The organism is Streptomyces sp. NPDC005435 (assembly GCF_040703155.1).
Taxonomy (GTDB): Bacteria; Actinomycetota; Actinomycetes; order Streptomycetales; family Streptomycetaceae; genus Streptomyces.
The window spans coordinates 162,803-179,593 of sequence record NZ_JBEXEQ010000009.1 but is presented as its reverse complement, the minus strand read 5'-3'; the positions used below and the strand labels follow the sequence as shown (position 1 = coordinate 179,593).

The following is a 16,791-nucleotide window of genomic DNA, read 5'->3' as shown; positions in this document are numbered from 1 at the left end:
CGCTCAGGGAGGCCAGCCATGCCCATCGCGACGGTGAACCCGGCGAACGGCGAGACGCTCAAGACGTACGAGCCGATGGACGACGCCGAGGTGGAGCGCCGGCTCCAGCTCGCGGAGGCCACCTTCCGCACCTATCGCACCACCCCGTTCGCCGAGCGCTCCCGGCTGCTCAACCGGGCCGCCGACCTGCTGGACGAGGACCGCGACGAGGTCGCGCGGGTGATGACCCTGGAGATGGGCAAGCCGATCGGCCAGGCCCGCGCCGAGGCCGCCAAGTGCGCCAAGGCGATGCGCTGGTACGCCGCGCGGGCCGCGGAACTGCTCGCGGACGAGGTCCCGGACCCGGCGGACGTACGGGACTCCGGCGCCATCGGGGCCCGGGTCGTCTACCGCCCGCTCGGCCCGGTCCTCGCGGTGATGCCCTGGAACTTCCCGCTCTGGCAGGTGATCCGCTTCGCGGCGCCCGCGCTGATGGCGGGCAACGTCGGCCTGCTCAAGCACGCCTCGAACGTCCCGCAGACCGCCCTCTACCTGGAGGACCTGTTCCACCGGGCGGGCTTCACCGAGGGCTGTTTCCAGACGCTGCTGATCGGCTCCTCCGCCATCGACGCGATCCTGCGCGACGACCGCGTGAAGGCCGCGACGCTCACCGGCAGCGAACCGGCCGGCCGCGCGGTCGCCTCCACCGCCGGCGAGATGATCAAGAAGACGGTCCTCGAACTGGGCGGCAGCGACCCCTATCTCGTCCTCCCCTCCGCCGACCTCGACCGCGCCGCCCGCACGGCGGTGCTCGCCCGGACGCAGAACAACGGCCAGTCCTGCATCGCCGCGAAGCGGTTCATCATCCACCGGGACGTCTACGACGCGTTCGTGGCCGAGTTCGTCGCCCGTATGAAGGACCTCACCGTCGGCGACCCGCTGGACGAGAACGTGGACATCGGCCCGCTCGCCACCGAGCAGGGCCGCGACGACGTGGCGGAACTGGTCGACGACGCGCGCCGCAGCGGGGCCGAGGTGCTGTGCGGGGGCGAGGCACCCGAGGGCGTGGGCTGGTACTACCCGCCGACCGTCCTCGGCGGGATCACCCGCGAGATGCGCATCCACCGCGAGGAGGCGTTCGGACCCGTGGCCACGCTGTATCGCGCCGACGATCTGGAGGAGGCGATCCTGATCGCCAACGACTCGCCGTTCGGCCTCAGTTCGAGCGTGTGGACCCACGACCCGGACGAGATGGCGCACTGCGCGCGGGACATCGAGGCGGGGGGCGTCTTCATCAACGGGATGACGGCCTCTCACGCGGCGTTCCCCTTCGGGGGTGTGAAGCGGTCGGGGTACGGGCGTGAGCTGTCCGGGCAGGGAATCAGGGAGTTCTGCAACATCACGACGGTTTGGCAGGGTGCGTGAGGTTGATCGGACTACGATCCCGACTGTGACCCGCGAAGTGACGTTGCCCTTGATCGTGGACGACCGTGGCGCGCTGTCGGTTTCAGCGGCCGATGTGAGTGCGTTGCTGCGCAGTGTGGGGGCGCGGTGGGTGCATCTTGTGGAGGCGGGGGAGCGGCTGGACGAGGATACGGTCGCCGCGCTGGCCATCGAGTTGGCGAAACTGGCGGACCGGATCGATGTGGCGTGCATCGCGCACAGCAGTGGGGCGCCGTAGGGGTTCTGTCGTCATTTGGGTGCGGGCCGTCCGGGGCTGATCGCGCAGTTCCCCGCGCCCCTAGGGAAGTCGCCCTTGACCTGCGGAAATGGGCACCCCTTACTCTCTGTTCTCGCCGGTTCGGAGTAACACCGCGCGAGTTCGTCGCTCTCTCGGGTGAGTGTGGGTGGACCACCTTCTGACCGGCGGACGAAGGCCCGCCGGACGGCGAAAGCAGGGACCGCTCATGGCGACTTTGTGCAGACCCTCGGTGTCCGTGCCGGAGCATGTGATCACGATGGAGGAGACGCTGGAGCTGGCGCGTACGCATCACGCGGACAACCCCCAGCTCCCGCTGGCCCTCCGGCTGATCGAGAACACCGGAGTGCGCACCCGGCACATCGTGCAGCCCATCGAGGAGACCCTGAAGCACCCGGGATTCGAGCAGCGCAACAAGCTGTACGAGTCGGAGGCCAAGGCCCGGGTCCCGGCGGTGATCCGCGAGGCGCTCGACGACGCGGAGCTCCTCACCTCTGACATCGATGTCATCATCTACGTGTCGTGCACGGGCTTCATGATGCCCTCGCTCACCGCGTGGCTGATCAACGAGATGGACTTCTCCAGCACCACCCGGCAGCTGCCCATAGCCCAGCTGGGCTGTGCGGCGGGCGGCGCGGCCGTCAACCGGGCGCACGACTTCTGTTCGGCCTACCCCGAGGCCAACGCCCTCATCGTGGCCTGCGAGTTCTGCTCGCTGTGCTACCAGCCCACCGACCTCGGCGTCGGATCACTGCTGTCCAACGGCCTGTTCGGCGACGGCATCGCGGCCGCCGTCGTACGCGGCCAGGGCGGCCGGGGTGTCCGGCTGGAGCGCAACGGGTCGTATCTGATCCCCAAGACCGAGGACTGGATCTCGTACGACGTGCGGGACACCGGGTTCCACTTCCTGCTGGACAAGCGGGTGCCGACCACGATGGAGCCGCTCGCCCCGGCGCTCCAGGACCTCGCGGGCACCCACGGCTGGAACGCCTCCGAGCTGGACTTCTACATCATCCACGCCGGCGGTCCCCGGATACTCGACGACCTCAGCAAGTTCCTGAACGTCGAGCCGTACGCGTTCCGGTTCAGCCGGTCCACGCTCACCGAGTACGGGAACATCGCGAGCGCCGTCGTCCTGGACGCGCTGCGCCGGCTGTTCGACGACGGCGGCGCCGAGGACGGACAGCGGGGGCTGATGGCCGGGTTCGGCCCTGGTATCACCGCCGAGATGACCGTCGGCCGCTGGTCCGACGGCAGTTGAGAGGAGGCGCCATGTCCGAGGAGACACTCACCGAGACCCAGCCTCCCGTCCGGCGGTGGCCGGCGCTCGACCTGGCCGGGACGGACTTCGACCCGGTGCTCACCGAGCTGATGAGCGAGGGCCCGGTCACCCGTATCCAGCTGCCCAACGGCGAGGGCTGGGCGTGGCTGGTCACCCGGCACGACGATGTGCGCATGGTGACCAACGACCCCCGGTTCGGCCGGGAGGCGGTCATGGACAAGCCGGTCACCCGGCTCGCCCCGCACTTCATCCCGGACCGGGGCGCGGTCGGCTTCCTGGACCCGCCGGACCACACCCGGCTGCGCCGCTCGGTCGCCGCCGCGTTCACCGCGAAGGGCGTGGAGCGGGTCCGCGAGAAGTCCCGGCACATGCTGGAGGAGCTGGTCGACGAACTCCTCCAGGACGGCCCGCCCGCCGACCTCACCCGGTCGGTGCTGAGCCCCTTCCCCATCGGGGTGATCTGCGAGCTGATGGGCGTCCCGGCCGCCGACCGGCACTCGATGCACGAGTGGACCCAGCTCATCCTGTCCTCCGCGCACGGCAAGGAGGTCAGCGAGAAGGCCAAGCGCGAGATGAGCGCCTACTTCTCCGACCTGATCGCCCTGCGCGAGGGCAGCACGGGCGAGGACGTGGCCTCGCTGCTCGGCGCGGCCGTCGGCCGGGCGGAGGTCACTTTGGCGGAGGCCGTCGGGCTCGCCGTACTGCTCCAGATCGGCGGCGAGGCGGTCACCAACAACAGCGGGCAGATGTTCTATCTGCTGCTGACCCGGCCGGAGTTGGCGGACCGGCTGCGCCGGGACCCGGCGATCCGCCCGAAGGCGATCGACGAGCTGCTGCGCTACATCCCGCACCGCAACGCCGTCGGGCTGTCCCGGATCGCCCTGGAGGACGTGGACATCAGGGGCGTGCGCGTGCGCGCGGGCGACGCGATCTACGTCTCCTACCTGGCCGCCAACCGCGACCCGGAGGTCTTCCCGGACCCGGAGACGATCGACTTCGAGCGCAGCCCCAACCCGCATGTCGCCTTCGGCTTCGGCCCGCACTACTGCCCCGGCGGGATGCTGGCCCGGCTGGAGTCCGAACTCCTGGTGGACACGCTCCTGGACCAGGTACCCGGCCTCAGGCTCGCGGTGCCGCCGGATCAAGTCCCCTTCCGCAAGGGCGCGTTGATCCGGGGACCAGAAGCGCTGCCGGTGACCTGGTGAGCGGCCCATGACCACCGAGGGACTGCTCGTACCGCCGGGAGAGGGCCGGATCGTCGAAACGGCCGCCCAGCGGGTCACGTTCAAGGTCACCGGCACCCACTCGCGGACGGCCTCCACCTTCGAGGTGGAGGTCCCGCCCGGGTTCGACGTCGGCGCCCATGTCCACACGCGCAGCGAGGAATTGTTCTACGTCCTGGACGGCGAACTGGACGTCCTCGCCTTCGAGCCGCGCATCCGCACCCCCGACAACTGGCAGAAGTGGGAGTCGACTTCGGGCACGAGAGTGGTGAGAGCCACCCCGGGCACCCTGATCGTCGTCCCCCCAGGCTGTCCCCACGCCTTCGCCAACCCGACGGACACCCCGGCGAAGATGTTCTTCCAGGCCTCTCCCCCACCGGACCACGAACGCTACTTCGAGGAGCTGTTGGAGATCCTGGACAGCGGAGGTCCTCCGGATCACGAGGCGATAGAGGCGCTGAGGAAGCGCTACGACATCACCCAACTCACCCCTCTGAAACACCGCTGACTGGTCCCACCCGAAAGGGGCGCGGGGAACTGCGCGAACGGCCACGACGAACGCGCGGACCGAATCAGGCAGTTCCCCGACGGCGCTACCGAATCGGCACCCCAGCGAGCGTCCGCGCGATAACAAGCCGCTGAATCTCGCTGGTCCCCTCAAAGATCGTGTAAATGGCCGCATCCCGATGCATCCGCTCAACGGGATACTCCCGCGTGTACCCGTTGCCACCCAGAATCTGAATCGCCTGCCCGGTAACCTTCTTGGCCGTCTCGGAGGCGAACAACTTCGACATGGACCCCTCGGCCGCGGTGAACGGCTTCCCGTTGACCGCCATCCAGGAAGCCCGCCACACGAGCAACCGAGCCGCGTCGATAGAGGTCCGCATGTCGGCAAGCTGGAACGCGACCCCCTGGTTGTCCACGATGGGCCGCCCGAACTGCTCCCGCGTGACGGCGTAATCGAGGGCAACCTCATAAGCAGCCCGAGCCGTGCCCACCGCCATAGCCCCGACGGCAGGTCGAGACGCCTCGAACGTGGCCATCGCCGCGTTCTTGACCCGCTCACCGCCACTGCGGGCCCGCTCCCGCGCCCGAGCCAGCCGCTCGTCCAGCTTCTCCTTGCCCCCGAGCAGGCAGGACCCCGGCACGCGGACGTTGTCGAGCACGACCTCGGCCGTGTGCGAGGCACGAATCCCGTGCTTCTTGAACTTCTGCCCCTGGGACAGCCCCGCCGTGCCGGGCGGGACGATGAAGGAGGCGTGACCCTTGGAGCCGAGATCCGGGTCGACCACCGCGACGACGACGTGGACGTTGGCGATGCCGCCGTTGGTGGCCCAGGTCTTGGTGCCGTTGAGCACCCACTCGTCCTTGGCCTCGTCGTACACGGCACGGGTCCGCATCGAGGCGACGTCGGAGCCGGCGTCGGGCTCGGAGGAGCAGAAGGCGGCGACCTTCACGTCACTGGCGTCGCCGTACATCTGCGGGATCCAGATGCCTATCTGCTCCTCGGTGCCGTTGGCGAGGACGCCGACGGCGGCGAGGCCGGTGCCGACGATGGACAGGGCGATGCCCGCGTCGCCCCAGAACAGCTCCTCCATGGCCATGGGTATGCCGAGCCCGGTGGGGTCGAAGTACTGCTGGGCGTAGAAGTCCAGGGAGTAGATGCCGACCTTGGCGGCCTCCTGGATGACCGGCCAGGGAGTCTCCTCACGCTCGTCCCATTCGGCGGCGGCGGGACGGATCACATCGGCGGCGAAACCGTGCAGCCAGTCCCGGACCTCCTTCTGTTCGTCGTTGAGCTCCATGGTGAACTCGGCCATGTCCCCTCCAGCGGCGGCGCGTACTACTGTTACTAGCGGTAACCGCAGTCTGTTACCGACCGGTAGGGGAAGTCAACCGCGCAGGGCCTCTCGGTATCCCGTTCGATGTCAGGGGGCCTTTCAGTGTTACTTTGCGCAGGCGTCACCGAATCAGCACAGGTGGGGAGAGCACATGGACACCACGCAGCGGACCGATCAGCAGCGGTCCGCCGACCGCCGACGGCGCGAGTTGCTGGAGGCCGCCGACCGGGTGGTGCTGCGCGAAGGACCGCAGGCGTCGATGAACGCCATCGCCGCGGAGGCGGGCATCACCAAGCCGATCCTCTACCGCCACTTCGGCGACAAGGGCGGGCTCTACGCCGCGCTCGCCAAACGGCACACCGACGCCCTGCTCGACTCGCTGCGGGCGGCCCTGGACGCGCCCTCGGACCGGCGCGAGCGGGTGGAGAACACCCTCGACACCTACCTGGCCGCCATCGAGGCCCGGCCGCAGGTCTACCGCTTCCTGATGCACCCCGCCGAGGGCAGCGCGTCCGGCGACCCGGGCTTCGACGTGGGCAAGCACAGCGTGCCGCTGCTGCGGCGGATGGGCGAGGAGCTGGCCCAGGTCATCGAGGAGCGGGTGGACCTCGGTCCGGGCAGCGAGCAGCTGGCCCGGGTGTGGGGGCACGGGATCGTCGGCATGATGCACGCGGCCGGCGACTGGTGGCTGGGCGAGCGGCCCTGCTCCCGTGCCGAACTGGTGCGCTCGCTGGCCGACTTGCTGTGGGGCCGCCTCGCGGCCGCCGGGGACCGGGTCGGCGGTCCCGGCTTCTGAGCCGACCCGGGGTTCTCAGCCACCCCGGGCTTCCGAGCCGACCCCGGCTTCTGAGTCACCCCGGGCTTCCGGCAACCCCGATAAGGCCCTCAGCGGCTCCAGTCGGCCCGCCTCACCTGCCGCTCCAGCCGCCGCTTGCGCAGGCCGGTGACCCGGTCGGCATAGACCGTGCCGTCCAGATGGTCGCACTCGTGCTGGAGACAGCGGGCGAAGAAGCCCGTGCCGTCCACGCTCACCGGTTCGCCGTCCACCGTGAAGCCCTCGACCACCGCGTGGTCGTACCGCTCCGTGCCCGCCTCGAGACCGGGCAGGGACAGACAGCCCTCGGGTCCGCGCAGCTCGATTCCGTCGGCCGTCACCAGGCGGGGGTTGACGATGTGACCGAGGTGGCGGACCTCCTCGTCGTCGGGACAGTCGTAGACGAACACCCGCAAAGGGACGCCGATCTGGTTGGCGGCGAGGCCGACCCCCTCGGCCGCGTACATGGTCGCGAACAAGTCCGCGACGAGCCGGGCGAGTTCCGGGCCGAAGTCGGTGACCTCCGCGCAGGGGGCGTGCAGAACGGGGTCGCCGAGGAGGGAAAGGGGCCTGACGCGCCCTCGGGCGCCCGGGATGGAGCGTTGTCGCATGGCGGCAAGGGTACGGTTCGTTCGGCCCCTCACCACCGCGCGGTGTGGGCCGGGATTCGGGTGTGCGAACGGTTCTCGATAGGCTGAGGCCCCCACCACGTTGCCGGATGGCCTGAGGCGCGGCGCGTACGCAAGGAGGATCGAGGACTGATGGCAGGCAACTCGGACCCGCTCTCCCCGCGGGCCAAGCTGGCCGTGACCGCGGGCAAGGCGGTCGCGGCGGCATCGCGCGCCGCCGGGCGCGGCAGCGGGTCGGTGATCGGCGGAAAGGTCGCTCTGCGGCTCGACCCCGACCTGCTGGCCCGGCTCGCCACACACCTGGACGTGGTCCTGGTGTCGGCGACCAACGGCAAGACCACCACGACCCGGCTCATCGCGGAGGCGCTGCGCGCCGCCGGACCGGTCGTGTCCAACGCGCTCGGCGCCAACATGCCGGCCGGTATCACCTCCGCCCTCGCGGGCGGCTCGGACGCCAAGTTCGGCGTCATAGAGGTGGACGAGAAGTACCTGGCCGGTGTGGCGCGGGACACCAGCCCGAAGTGCATCGCGCTGCTGAACCTCTCGCGCGACCAGCTCGACCGTGCCGCCGAGACCCGGATGCTCGCCGAGAACTGGCGTGAGGGTCTGTCGGACTCCAAGGCCGTGATCGTCGCCAACTGCGACGACCCGCTGGTGGTGTGGGCGGCCTCGTCCTCCCCCAACGTGGTCTGGGTCGCGGCCGGCCAGATGTGGAAGGACGACGCCTGGTCGTGCCCGTCCTGCGGCGGTGTCATGCAGCGCCCGGGCGACGACTGGTTCTGCGGCGAGTGCGGCTTCCGCCGTCCGACGCCGAGCTGGGCGCTCTCCGGCGACCATGTGCTCGACCCGCACGGCTCGGCCTGGCCGATCCACCTCCAGCTGCCGGGCCGCGCCAACAAGGCGAACGCGGCCAGCTCCGCGGCCGTCGCCGCCGTCTTCGGGGTGCCCCCGCAGGTGGCCCTGGAGCGGATGTACCAGGTGCAGGCGGTCGCCGGACGCTACGACGTGGTCCAGTTCCAGAACCGGGACCTCAGGCTGCTGCTGGCGAAGAACCCGGCCGGCTGGCTGGAGACCTTCTCCCTGATCGACCCGCCGCCCACCCCGGTGATCCTCTCCGTGAACGCGCGCGGCGCGGACGGCACCGACACCTCGTGGCTGTGGGACGTGGACTACACCCGGCTGACCGGTCACCCGATCTTCGTCATCGGCGACCGCAAGCTGGACCTCGCCGTCCGCCTGGAAGTGGCGAACCAGAACTTCCAGGTGTGCGAGAACCTCGACGAAGCCGTCGCCGCGGCACCGCCGGGCCGTATCGAGGTCATCGCGAACTACACCGCGTTCCAGGACCTGCGCCGCCGGGTCGGCAACTGATCAGGAAGGGCGATCACCTCATGAGCGACAACCAACTGCGGCTGGTGTGGATCTATCCCGACCTGCTGAGCACCTACGGCGACCAGGGCAACGCCCTCGTCGTGGAGCGCCGGGCGCGCCAGCGCGGCCTGGACGTGGCCCGGCTGGACGTGCGCAGCGACCAGCCGATCCCGACCTCCGGTGACATCTACCTGATCGGCGGCGGCGAGGACCGGCCCCAGCGGCTGGCGGCCGAGCGGCTGCGCCGCGACGGTCACCTCCAGCGGGCGGTGGAGAACGGCGCGATCGTGTTCTCCGTCTGCGCGGGCTACCAGATCCTCGGCCACGAGTTCATCAACGACCTGGGCCAGCGCGAGCCGGGCCTCGGTCTGCTCGACGTGGTCTCGGTGCGCGGCGAGGGCGAGCGGTGCGTCGGCGACGTCCTTGGCGACATCGACCCGCAGCTCGGTCTGCCTCCGCTGACCGGGTTCGAGAACCACCAGGGCGTCACCCATCTGGGCCCGACCGCCCGCGCCTTCGCCCAGGTCCGTCTGGGCCGGGGCAACGGCACCGGGGACGGCACGGAGGGCGCGTACAACGGGACCGTGTTCGGCACGTACATGCACGGCCCCGTGCTGGCCCGTAACCCGCAGATCGCGGACCTGCTGCTGAAGCTGGCGCTGGACGTGAACGCGCTGCCGCCCATCGACGACCGGTGGTACGAGGCGCTGCGCGAGGAGCGGATCGCGGCGGCGAAGCAGCCCGCGTAAGGGCGACGCCCGAAAGGGTTGAAGCGGTACATTCCAGGCGGGCCTGTGACGGTGTCACGGGCCCGCCTGACTGTGTGTCCGCTCACTTGTGCGGGCGCGTCCATCAGGCGGACGCCCGGTGGGGCGGCGGCCGCTCGCGCCGTACTCTGACCGGGAAAGCCGCCGGACAACGCGGTCCGGCCTCCCGGTACTCGTCGAGAAGGTATCTCGGGCTATGCGCATTGGTGTCCTCACATCCGGTGGCGACTGCCCCGGTCTGAACGCCGTCATCCGGTCCGTCGTACACCGCGCCCTCGTCGACCACGGCGACGAGGTGATCGGCTTCCGGGACGGCTGGAAGGGCCTCCTGGAGTGCGACTACATCAAGCTCGACCTCGACGCCGTGAGCGGCATCCTGGCGCTCGGCGGCACCATCCTGGGTTCGTCGCGGGTGCGTCCGGAGCGGCTGCGCGGCGGGGTGGAGCGGGTGCGGGGCCATGTGGAGGAGCTGGGCCTCGACGCGATCATCCCCATCGGCGGCGAGGGCACGCTCAAGGCGGCCCGGCTGCTCTCCGACAGCGGGCTGCCCATCGTGGGCGTGCCGAAGACCATCGACAACGACATCGCCGCGACGGACGTCACCTTCGGCTTCGACACGGCGGTCGGCGTCGCCACCGACGCGCTCGACCGGCTGAAGACCACCGCCGAGTCCCATCAGCGGGTGCTCATCGTGGAGGTCATGGGGCGCCACACCGGCTGGATAGCGCTGCACTCGGGCATGGCGGCGGGCGCCCACGCCGTCCTCGTCCCGGAACGGCCCTTCGACGTCGGGGAGTTGGCGCGGCGGGTCGGCGCACGCTTCGAGGCGGGCAAGCGGTCGGCCATCGTGGTCGCGGCCGAGGGCGCCGAGCCGCGCGCGGGCTCCATGGAGTTCGACGAGGGCGGCACGGACGTGTACGGCCACCGGCGCTTCGCCGGGGTCGCCCGGCAGCTCGCGGTGGAGCTGGAGCGGCGGCTCGGCAAGGAGGCCCGCCCGGTGATCCTCGGGCACGTCCAGCGCGGCGGCACTCCGACCGCGTACGACCGGGTGCTGGCGACCCGGTTCGGCTGGCACGCGGTGGAGGCGGTGCACCGAGGGGAGTTCGGGATGATGACCGCGCTGCGCGGCACCGAGATCGTCACGGTGCCGCTGGCGGAGGCGGTGAGCCGGCTGAAAACGGTCCCGGCGGAGCGGTACGCCGAGGCGGAGTGCGTGGTCTGAGGGGCCGGAGGGTACGGGCGACCCCGCTCACGGGCGGTCACGGCGGCGCCCGTACCCTGAGTGCGGACAGAATCCGCACAACCCCCACGAACCAGGAGCCGCCGGATGGACCACAGCGGGCACGGCATGATGCCGGATCTGCCGCCGTTCACGCTGGGACGGGGGCTGGAGTGGTCGGCGGATCCGTTCTTCCTGGTCGCCTGTCTGGCCGGGCTCGGGCTGTACGCCTGGGGCGTGGTGCGGCTGCGGCGGCGCGGGGACCGGTGGTCGACGGCGCGGACGGTGTCGTTCGCGGTGGGCGTGCTGACGATCGGCCTGGTGATGTGCACCAGGCTGAACGACTACGGCATGGTCATGTTCAGCGTGCACATGGTGCAGCACATGGTGATCAGCATGCTGTCGCCGATCCTGCTCCTGCTCGGCGCCCCGATGACGCTGGCGCTGCGCGCGCTGCCGACCGCGGGCCGGGGCCGCAAGGGCCCGCGCGAGCTGCTGCTCGCGCTGCTGCACAGCCGGTACATGCGGGTGATCACGCATCCGGCGTTCACGATCCCGATGTTCATCGCGAGCCTGTACGCGCTGTACTTCACCCCGCTGTTCGACTTCCTGATGGGCTCGCCGCTCGGGCACATCGCGATGATGATCCACTTCCTCGCGGTCGGCGTGGTGTTCTTCTGGCCGATCATCGGCGTGGACCCGGGCCCGCACCGCCCCGGCTATCTGATGCGGATGCTGGAGCTGTTCGCGGGGATGCCGTTCCACGCGTTCTTCGGCATCGCGCTGATGATGGCGTCCGAGCCGATGGTGAAGACCTTCCAGCACCCGGCGGCCTCCCTCGGCATCGACGCCCTCTCCGACCAGAACGCGGCCGGCGGCATCGCCTGGGGCTTCAGCGAGGTCCCCTCGGTGCTGGTGCTGATCGCCCTGCTGTTCCAGTGGTACGGCTCCGAGCAGCGGCAGGCCCGCCGCACGGACCGCGCCGCGGACCGGGACGGTGACAAGGAGCTGGAGGCGTACAACGCCTATCTGGCCTCGCTGAGCGGGCGCCAGGGCTGACGCCACCGATGGGAACAAGGGTCGTACGGGGCCGGTCGCGGAGAACGCGACCGGCCCCGAGCCGTACCGCGGACGGCCTGGGCGGGGCACCATGGGGGTGGACCGACCACGAGGAGGGTGCCGCGATGCCCGGTTCCACGAACGGCTCCACGAACGGCTCCACCAGGGTCATGGGGGCCCTGACGGTCGGCGGCCTCGTCGTCGTCACCGCGTACACGGTCGTCCTGGGCGGCAACGGCTGGCTCTGGTTCGGCTGGATCGTCCTGGTACTGCTGACCGTGGCCCTGGTCCTGACCAAGTCCTAGACACCCCCTAGGGCCGGTCGGCAGGGCTCGCGGGGCAGTGCCCCGGCCAGCTGACTTACAGTGCCCGCATGAACAGCAGGGCCGCGTCCTTCGACGACCTCGACCGGAAGATCATCACCGCGCTGATGGCGAACGCGCGGAGCAGTTTCGCCGAGATCGGGGCGGTGGTCGGGCTGTCGGCCACGGCGGTGAAGCGGCGGGTGGACCGGCTGCGGGAGAGCGGGGTGATCACGGGGTTCACGGCGACCGTGCGGCCCTCGGCGCTGGGCTGGCGGACCGAGGCGTACGTGGAGGTCTACTGCGAGGGCGCGGCCCCGCCCCGGCGGCTCGCCGAGGTCGTGCGGGGGCATCCGGAGATCGCGGCGGCCATGACGGTGACCGGGGGCGCGGACGCGCTGCTGCACGTACGGGCGCGGGACGTGGAGCACTTCGAGGACGTCCTTGAGCGTATTCGCGCCGAGCCCTTCATCCGGAAGACGATCAGCGTGATGGTCCTGTCCCACCTTCTCCCGGACAGTCCGGAAGCGGGCGCCACCCAGGCGGCGCCGGAGTGATCGTCCGGTAAACCTCGAACGGACGCAGGTGTCGTGCGTTCTCCCAGGTGGAGACGCAGCGATACTGCGCCCACACGCAGCTTTTGTTTCTTGTCCGCCGTCGCCGGGTGTTCTTACCGTGGTGACATCCCCGAGTGACACACCGGAAAGCGGAGGAAACCCTCTGTGGCCGAAACCCGTGTGCGGCGCCCCCGGCGCTTCCTGGTCTGCGAACCCAGACACTTCGAAGTGCGGTACGCCATCAACCCCTGGATGCGCCCCGACGCCCCCGTGGACGTGGAGCTGGCGCGGACCCAGTGGCGCACGCTGATCAGCGCCTACCGCGACCACGGACACACCGTGGAGGAGATCGACCCGGTTCCCGGGCTGCCCGACATGGTGTTCGCCGCCAACTCGGCGATCGTGGTCGGCGGCCGCGTCTTCGGCTCGCTGTTCCACGCCCAGGAGCGGCGCCCGGAGTCCGAGCACTACGACGCCTGGTTCAAGACGGCGGGCTACGACGTGTACCGCCCGCTGTCGGTGACCGAGGGCGAGGGCGACCTCGTGTGGACCGGCCGGTACGTGCTGGCCGGCACCGGCTTCCGCACCTCCCGCGAGGCCCACCGCGAGGTCCAGGAGTTCTTCGGGCACCCGGTGATCGCCCTGACCCTGGTGGACCCGTACTTCTACCACCTGGACACGGCCCTGTTCGTGCTGGACGACGACAACGTCGTCTACTACCCGGAGGCCTTCTCGGCGGGCAGCCAGGAGGTGCTGCGGCGGCTGTACCCGGACGCCGTGCTCGCCACCCGGGACGACGCGCTGGCCTTCGGCCTGAACTCGGTGTCCGACGGCCGTCACGTCTTCATCGCCCCCCAGGCCGAGGCACTCGCCGCGCGTCTGGACGACCATGGATACATCCCCGTTCCCGTCGACCTGTCCGAGCTGCACAAGGCGGGCGGCGGCATCAAGTGCTGCACCCAGGAGATCCGCTCATGACCGCACCCGCGCACCCGCGCACGTCCGACGACCTCATCCGGGCGGAGGAGCCGGTCCTCGCGCACAACTACCACCCGCTGCCGGTCGTCGTCGCGCGCGCCGAGGGCGCCTGGGTGGAGGACGTGGAGGGCCACCGCTACCTCGACATGCTGGCGGGCTACTCGGCCCTCAACTTCGGCCACCGCCACCCGGCGCTGATCCAGGCCGCCCACGACCAGCTCGACCGCCTCACCCTGACCTCCCGCGCCTTCCACAACGACCGGCTCGCCGGTTTCGCGGAGCGCCTCGCGGCCCTCATCGGCCTGGACATGGTGCTGCCGATGAACACCGGCGCGGAGGCGGTGGAGAGCGGCATCAAGCTGGCCCGCAAGTGGGCGTACGACGTGAAGGGCGTCCCCGACGGCCAGGCGAACATCGTGGTCGCGGCGGACAACTTCCACGGGCGTACGACCACCATCGTCAGCTTCTCCACCGACGAGTCGGCGCGCGCGGGCTTCGGCCCCTTCACGCCCGGCTTCAAGATCGTGCCGTACAACGATCTCGCGGCGCTGGAGGAGGCGGTCGACGAGAACACGGCCGCCGTGCTGATCGAGCCCGTCCAGGGCGAGGCCGGGGTGATCATCCCGGACGAGGGCTATCTGACCGGGGTGCGCGAGCTGACCCGGCGCGAGGGGTGCCTGTTCGTCGCGGACGAGATCCAGTCCGGGCTCGGCCGCACCGGGCGCACCCTCGCCGTCGAGCACGAGAACGTGGTGCCGGACGTGGTGCTGCTCGGCAAGGCGCTCGGCGGCGGGATCGTACCGGTGTCGGCGGTCGTCGCCCGGCGCGAGGTCATGGAGGTGCTGCACCCGGGCGAGCACGGCTCCACCTTCGGCGGCAACCCGCTCGCGGCGGCCGTCGGCACGGCGGTGGTCGAACTCCTGGAGACCGGCGACTTCCAGAGCCGGGCCGCCGAGCTGGGCCTGGTCCTGCACGAGGGGCTCACGGCGCTGATCGGCCACGGCGTGACCGGGTTCCGGGCGCGCGGCCTGTGGGCGGGCGTGGACGTGGACCCGGCGCTCGGCACCGGGCGCGAGATCAGCGAGCGGCTGATGCGCGAGGGCATCCTCGTCAAGGACACCCACGGCTCCACCATCCGGCTGGCGCCGCCGCTGACCATCACGGCGGAGGAGCTGCGCGGGGCGCTGGACACCCTGGCGAAGGTGCTGGGGCAGGCGGGCTGAGTACGGAGCCGGTGGGCCGGGCGCGGGTGCGTCCGGCCCACCGGCGTGCCCGGCGCTACGTGTCGCCGTCGAGGAGCTTCCTCATCTCCGCGATCTCGGCGCTCTGGCCGTCGATGACGGCGCCGGCCAGCTTCTTCGCCGGGGCGTAGCGGCCCTTGGCCTTCTCCGTGCCGGCCATCTCCACGGCGCCCTGGTGGTGGCGGATCATCAGGGAGAGGAAGGCGGAGTCGAAGGCGGCGCCCTTCTTCTTCTCCAGGTCCGCCATGTCGTCAGCGCCCATCATTCCGGTCATGCCGGTGTGGGCCGAGTGGTCCATGCCGGCCATGGGCAGCTGCTCGCCCCAGGACTTCAGCCAGCCGGTCATGGTGCGGATCTCCGGGTCCTGTGCCTTCTCGATGCGCGCGGCGAGGTCCTTGACCTGTGCGGACTTGGCCCGTCCTGCGGCGAGCCGGGCCATCTCCAGGGCCTGCTGGTGGTGCGGGATCATGGCCTGCGCGAAGGTGACGTCCTGGGTGTTGTGCGCTGCCGTGGTGGCGGTGGGGCCGTGCGCGGGGTGGGCGCCGGTGTCGCCGCGGTCGCTGCCGCAGGCGCCGAGGAGGAGGGCGGTGGAGAGTACGGCCACGCCGAGCGTCGCCGTACGGAGGGTGTGACGGGTGGTCATGCGGGAACTCCTGTGGTCCGGAATGTCGTTGAGGGCACACCGCTGAACGCGACCGCGTACGGCCGCGCGAGTGCCTCTAGATCCGCAGGAGTTGGAGTTCGGCGAGAGAGGGCGGGGCCCGGGCGCCGTCCGGTGCCGAGAGGGCGCGGGTGGGCGCGAGGACGCCGGGTGCGGGGGCGATGGCGTCCGGGGAGGCGGGGAGCGCGAGTTCGGGCCCACCGGGTACGGCGGCCGAGGCGCAGGTGGCGTCGGCGTGGTGCACATGGCCGCCGCCGTCGTGCCCGTGGCGCGCGTCGTGGCCGCCGCCGTGCCCGTGGTCCGCCCCGCAGTCGCCGGGGGCGCTGAGCGCGAAGGACATGTGCGGAGCGGTCGCCCGCTGGACGGGCCCGAGTCCACCGCCGGGTGCCAGGCCGTGCATGGCCAGCAGCCCGCCCAGCACCAGCAGCACGAGCAGCCGCCACGGGGGCGGGGCCGGGGTGCGCTGACGGGTGCGGGACATCGCTCGCATCGTACGACGGCCCCGCCCCGGGCCCGCGCCCGGACCCGCCGGACGCGAACCGGACGGGCACGGACCGGACGGTCAGGACTCCTTCTCGCCCCGGCGGTGCGGGACGAAGCCCGCGCCCACGCAGGCGGACCCTCGCGGCTACCGGTGGCAGTGGTGGCAGTCCGACGCCGTCAGGATGCCGTAGGTGACGGTGCCGTAGATCAGGTGGGGGACGACGTCCGAGGTCCAGTCCACGGCGGACCAGGTCCTCGGGTCGCTCACGCCGAGCCGGGCCATCGGCACGTCGGCGCCGGCCATGGCGAGGGCGCCGGTCAGGAGGCCGCCCAGCCACCAGGGCATCCGGATGCCGACGCCACGGAGGGCGGCGACGGCGACCCCGGTGGCGCAGCCGACGCCGATGCCGGTGAGCGCGGCGATGCCGGTCAGCCGGTTGTCCCGGGTCGCGCCCTCGCCGGGGACCGGGTGTCCCACGTCGTGGGCGACCTTGTCCACGACCTCGGACGGGGCGTCGCTGGCGGGCCGGCCGCGCAGGGCCATGTCGGCGTAGGTGACGGCGTTCAGGACGGTCGTTCCGGCGGCGCCCGCGACGCCGCCGCGCAGAAGGGTCCGAATCATGCCCCGCCGGGTTCCCAGCCGGGGCCGTCCGAATCCTCATCGGGCCGCCGTGTCGATCGTGCCC

Annotated in this window: 19 protein-coding genes; 14 read left to right on the top strand and 5 right to left on the bottom strand. The window is 71.0% G+C overall.

Features of this window, described 5'->3' with window-relative positions; all coding sequences use genetic code 11:
• Positions 1-18: 18 nt before the first annotated feature.
• The 5 genes from AB0898_RS13910 to AB0898_RS13890 all read left to right on the top strand — a co-directional run bounded on the left by AB0898_RS13910 (position 19) and on the right by AB0898_RS13890 (position 4,691).
• The gene (locus tag AB0898_RS13910) at positions 19-1,404 is read left to right on the top strand and encodes an NADP-dependent succinic semialdehyde dehydrogenase (protein WP_366803122.1); all 1,386 of its coding nucleotides are present in this window, start codon (positions 19-21) and stop codon (positions 1,402-1,404) included.
• A 25-nt stretch (positions 1,405-1,429) separates the two neighbouring features.
• Positions 1,430-1,660: a DUF6213 family protein gene (locus tag AB0898_RS13905; RefSeq protein WP_026248708.1), complete on the top strand. Its 231-nt coding sequence runs from the start codon at positions 1,430-1,432 to the stop codon at positions 1,658-1,660.
• A gap of 226 nt (positions 1,661-1,886) precedes the next feature.
• Positions 1,887-2,939, top strand: coding sequence for a type III polyketide synthase (locus AB0898_RS13900; RefSeq protein WP_366803121.1), 1,053 nt, complete (start codon positions 1,887-1,889; stop codon positions 2,937-2,939).
• Positions 2,940-2,950: 11 nt separating this feature from the next.
• Positions 2,951-4,165 (top strand): cytochrome P450, encoded by a 1,215-nt coding sequence (locus AB0898_RS13895; RefSeq protein ID WP_366803120.1) that lies wholly within the window; start codon positions 2,951-2,953, stop codon positions 4,163-4,165.
• Positions 4,166-4,172: 7 nt separating this feature from the next.
• Positions 4,173-4,691 (top strand): cupin domain-containing protein, encoded by a 519-nt coding sequence (locus tag AB0898_RS13890; protein WP_366803119.1) that lies wholly within the window; start codon positions 4,173-4,175, stop codon positions 4,689-4,691.
• Between the two features lie 85 nt (positions 4,692-4,776).
• Here the strand turns inward: AB0898_RS13890 and AB0898_RS13885 are convergent, their stop codons facing one another.
• Positions 4,777-6,003, bottom strand: a complete 1,227-nt coding sequence (locus AB0898_RS13885) for an acyl-CoA dehydrogenase family protein (protein WP_366803118.1) — start codon at positions 6,001-6,003, stop codon at positions 4,777-4,779.
• A 172-nt stretch (positions 6,004-6,175) separates the two neighbouring features.
• Here AB0898_RS13885 and AB0898_RS13880 point away from each other — a divergent pair, with 172 nt between their 5' ends.
• Positions 6,176-6,820 carry a TetR family transcriptional regulator gene (locus AB0898_RS13880; RefSeq protein WP_366803117.1) on the top strand — a complete coding sequence of 215 codons (645 nt, stop codon included), beginning with the start codon at positions 6,176-6,178 and terminating at the stop codon, positions 6,818-6,820.
• 89 nt (positions 6,821-6,909) lie between these two features.
• On the opposite strand, the gene def is transcribed toward AB0898_RS13880, so the two are convergent.
• On the bottom strand, positions 6,910-7,449 hold the full coding sequence (gene def / locus AB0898_RS13875) for a peptide deformylase (protein WP_366803116.1): 540 nt from the start codon (positions 7,447-7,449) through the stop codon (positions 6,910-6,912).
• A gap of 150 nt (positions 7,450-7,599) precedes the next feature.
• Between def and AB0898_RS13870 the strand changes: the two genes are divergently transcribed.
• The 8 genes from AB0898_RS13870 to rocD all read left to right on the top strand — a co-directional run bounded on the left by AB0898_RS13870 (position 7,600) and on the right by rocD (position 14,943).
• Positions 7,600-8,838, top strand: coding sequence for a MurT ligase domain-containing protein (locus AB0898_RS13870; protein WP_366803115.1), 1,239 nt, complete (start codon positions 7,600-7,602; stop codon positions 8,836-8,838).
• 20 nt (positions 8,839-8,858) lie between these two features.
• On the top strand, positions 8,859-9,587 hold the full coding sequence (locus tag AB0898_RS13865) for a type 1 glutamine amidotransferase (RefSeq protein WP_161183228.1): 729 nt from the start codon (positions 8,859-8,861) through the stop codon (positions 9,585-9,587).
• A 214-nt stretch (positions 9,588-9,801) separates the two neighbouring features.
• Complete coding sequence (locus AB0898_RS13860; protein WP_366803114.1) at positions 9,802-10,827, top strand: 6-phosphofructokinase; 1,026 nt, start codon at positions 9,802-9,804, stop codon at positions 10,825-10,827.
• 105 nt (positions 10,828-10,932) lie between these two features.
• Positions 10,933-11,883, top strand: a complete 951-nt coding sequence (locus AB0898_RS13855) for a cytochrome c oxidase assembly protein (RefSeq protein WP_366803113.1) — start codon at positions 10,933-10,935, stop codon at positions 11,881-11,883.
• Positions 11,884-12,008: 125 nt separating this feature from the next.
• Positions 12,009-12,188: a hypothetical protein gene (locus AB0898_RS13850; protein ID WP_366803112.1), complete on the top strand. Its 180-nt coding sequence runs from the start codon at positions 12,009-12,011 to the stop codon at positions 12,186-12,188.
• A gap of 68 nt (positions 12,189-12,256) precedes the next feature.
• Complete coding sequence (locus AB0898_RS13845; protein WP_366803111.1) at positions 12,257-12,742, top strand: Lrp/AsnC family transcriptional regulator; 486 nt, start codon at positions 12,257-12,259, stop codon at positions 12,740-12,742.
• Positions 12,743-12,907: 165 nt separating this feature from the next.
• Positions 12,908-13,720 carry a dimethylargininase gene (gene ddaH / locus AB0898_RS13840; protein ID WP_366803110.1) on the top strand — a complete coding sequence of 271 codons (813 nt, stop codon included), beginning with the start codon at positions 12,908-12,910 and terminating at the stop codon, positions 13,718-13,720.
• Entirely contained in the window at positions 13,717-14,943 is a 1,227-nt protein-coding gene (gene rocD / locus AB0898_RS13835) for an ornithine--oxo-acid transaminase (RefSeq protein ID WP_366803109.1), read from the top strand. The genes ddaH and rocD overlap by 4 nt, the downstream gene beginning before the upstream one ends.
• Before the next feature lie 55 nt (positions 14,944-14,998).
• Here the strand turns inward: rocD and AB0898_RS13830 are convergent, their stop codons facing one another.
• The 3 genes from AB0898_RS13830 to AB0898_RS13820 all read right to left on the bottom strand — a co-directional run bounded on the left by AB0898_RS13830 (position 14,999) and on the right by AB0898_RS13820 (position 16,727).
• The gene (locus tag AB0898_RS13830) at positions 14,999-15,604 is read right to left on the bottom strand and encodes a DUF305 domain-containing protein (RefSeq protein ID WP_366803108.1); all 606 of its coding nucleotides are present in this window, start codon (positions 15,602-15,604) and stop codon (positions 14,999-15,001) included.
• A gap of 76 nt (positions 15,605-15,680) precedes the next feature.
• Positions 15,681-16,103, bottom strand: a complete 423-nt coding sequence (locus AB0898_RS13825) for a DUF6153 family protein (RefSeq protein ID WP_366803107.1) — start codon at positions 16,101-16,103, stop codon at positions 15,681-15,683.
• Between the two features lie 147 nt (positions 16,104-16,250).
• Positions 16,251-16,727 (bottom strand): hypothetical protein, encoded by a 477-nt coding sequence (locus AB0898_RS13820; RefSeq protein ID WP_366803106.1) that lies wholly within the window; start codon positions 16,725-16,727, stop codon positions 16,251-16,253.
• Between the last annotated feature and the right edge of the window lie 64 nt (positions 16,728-16,791).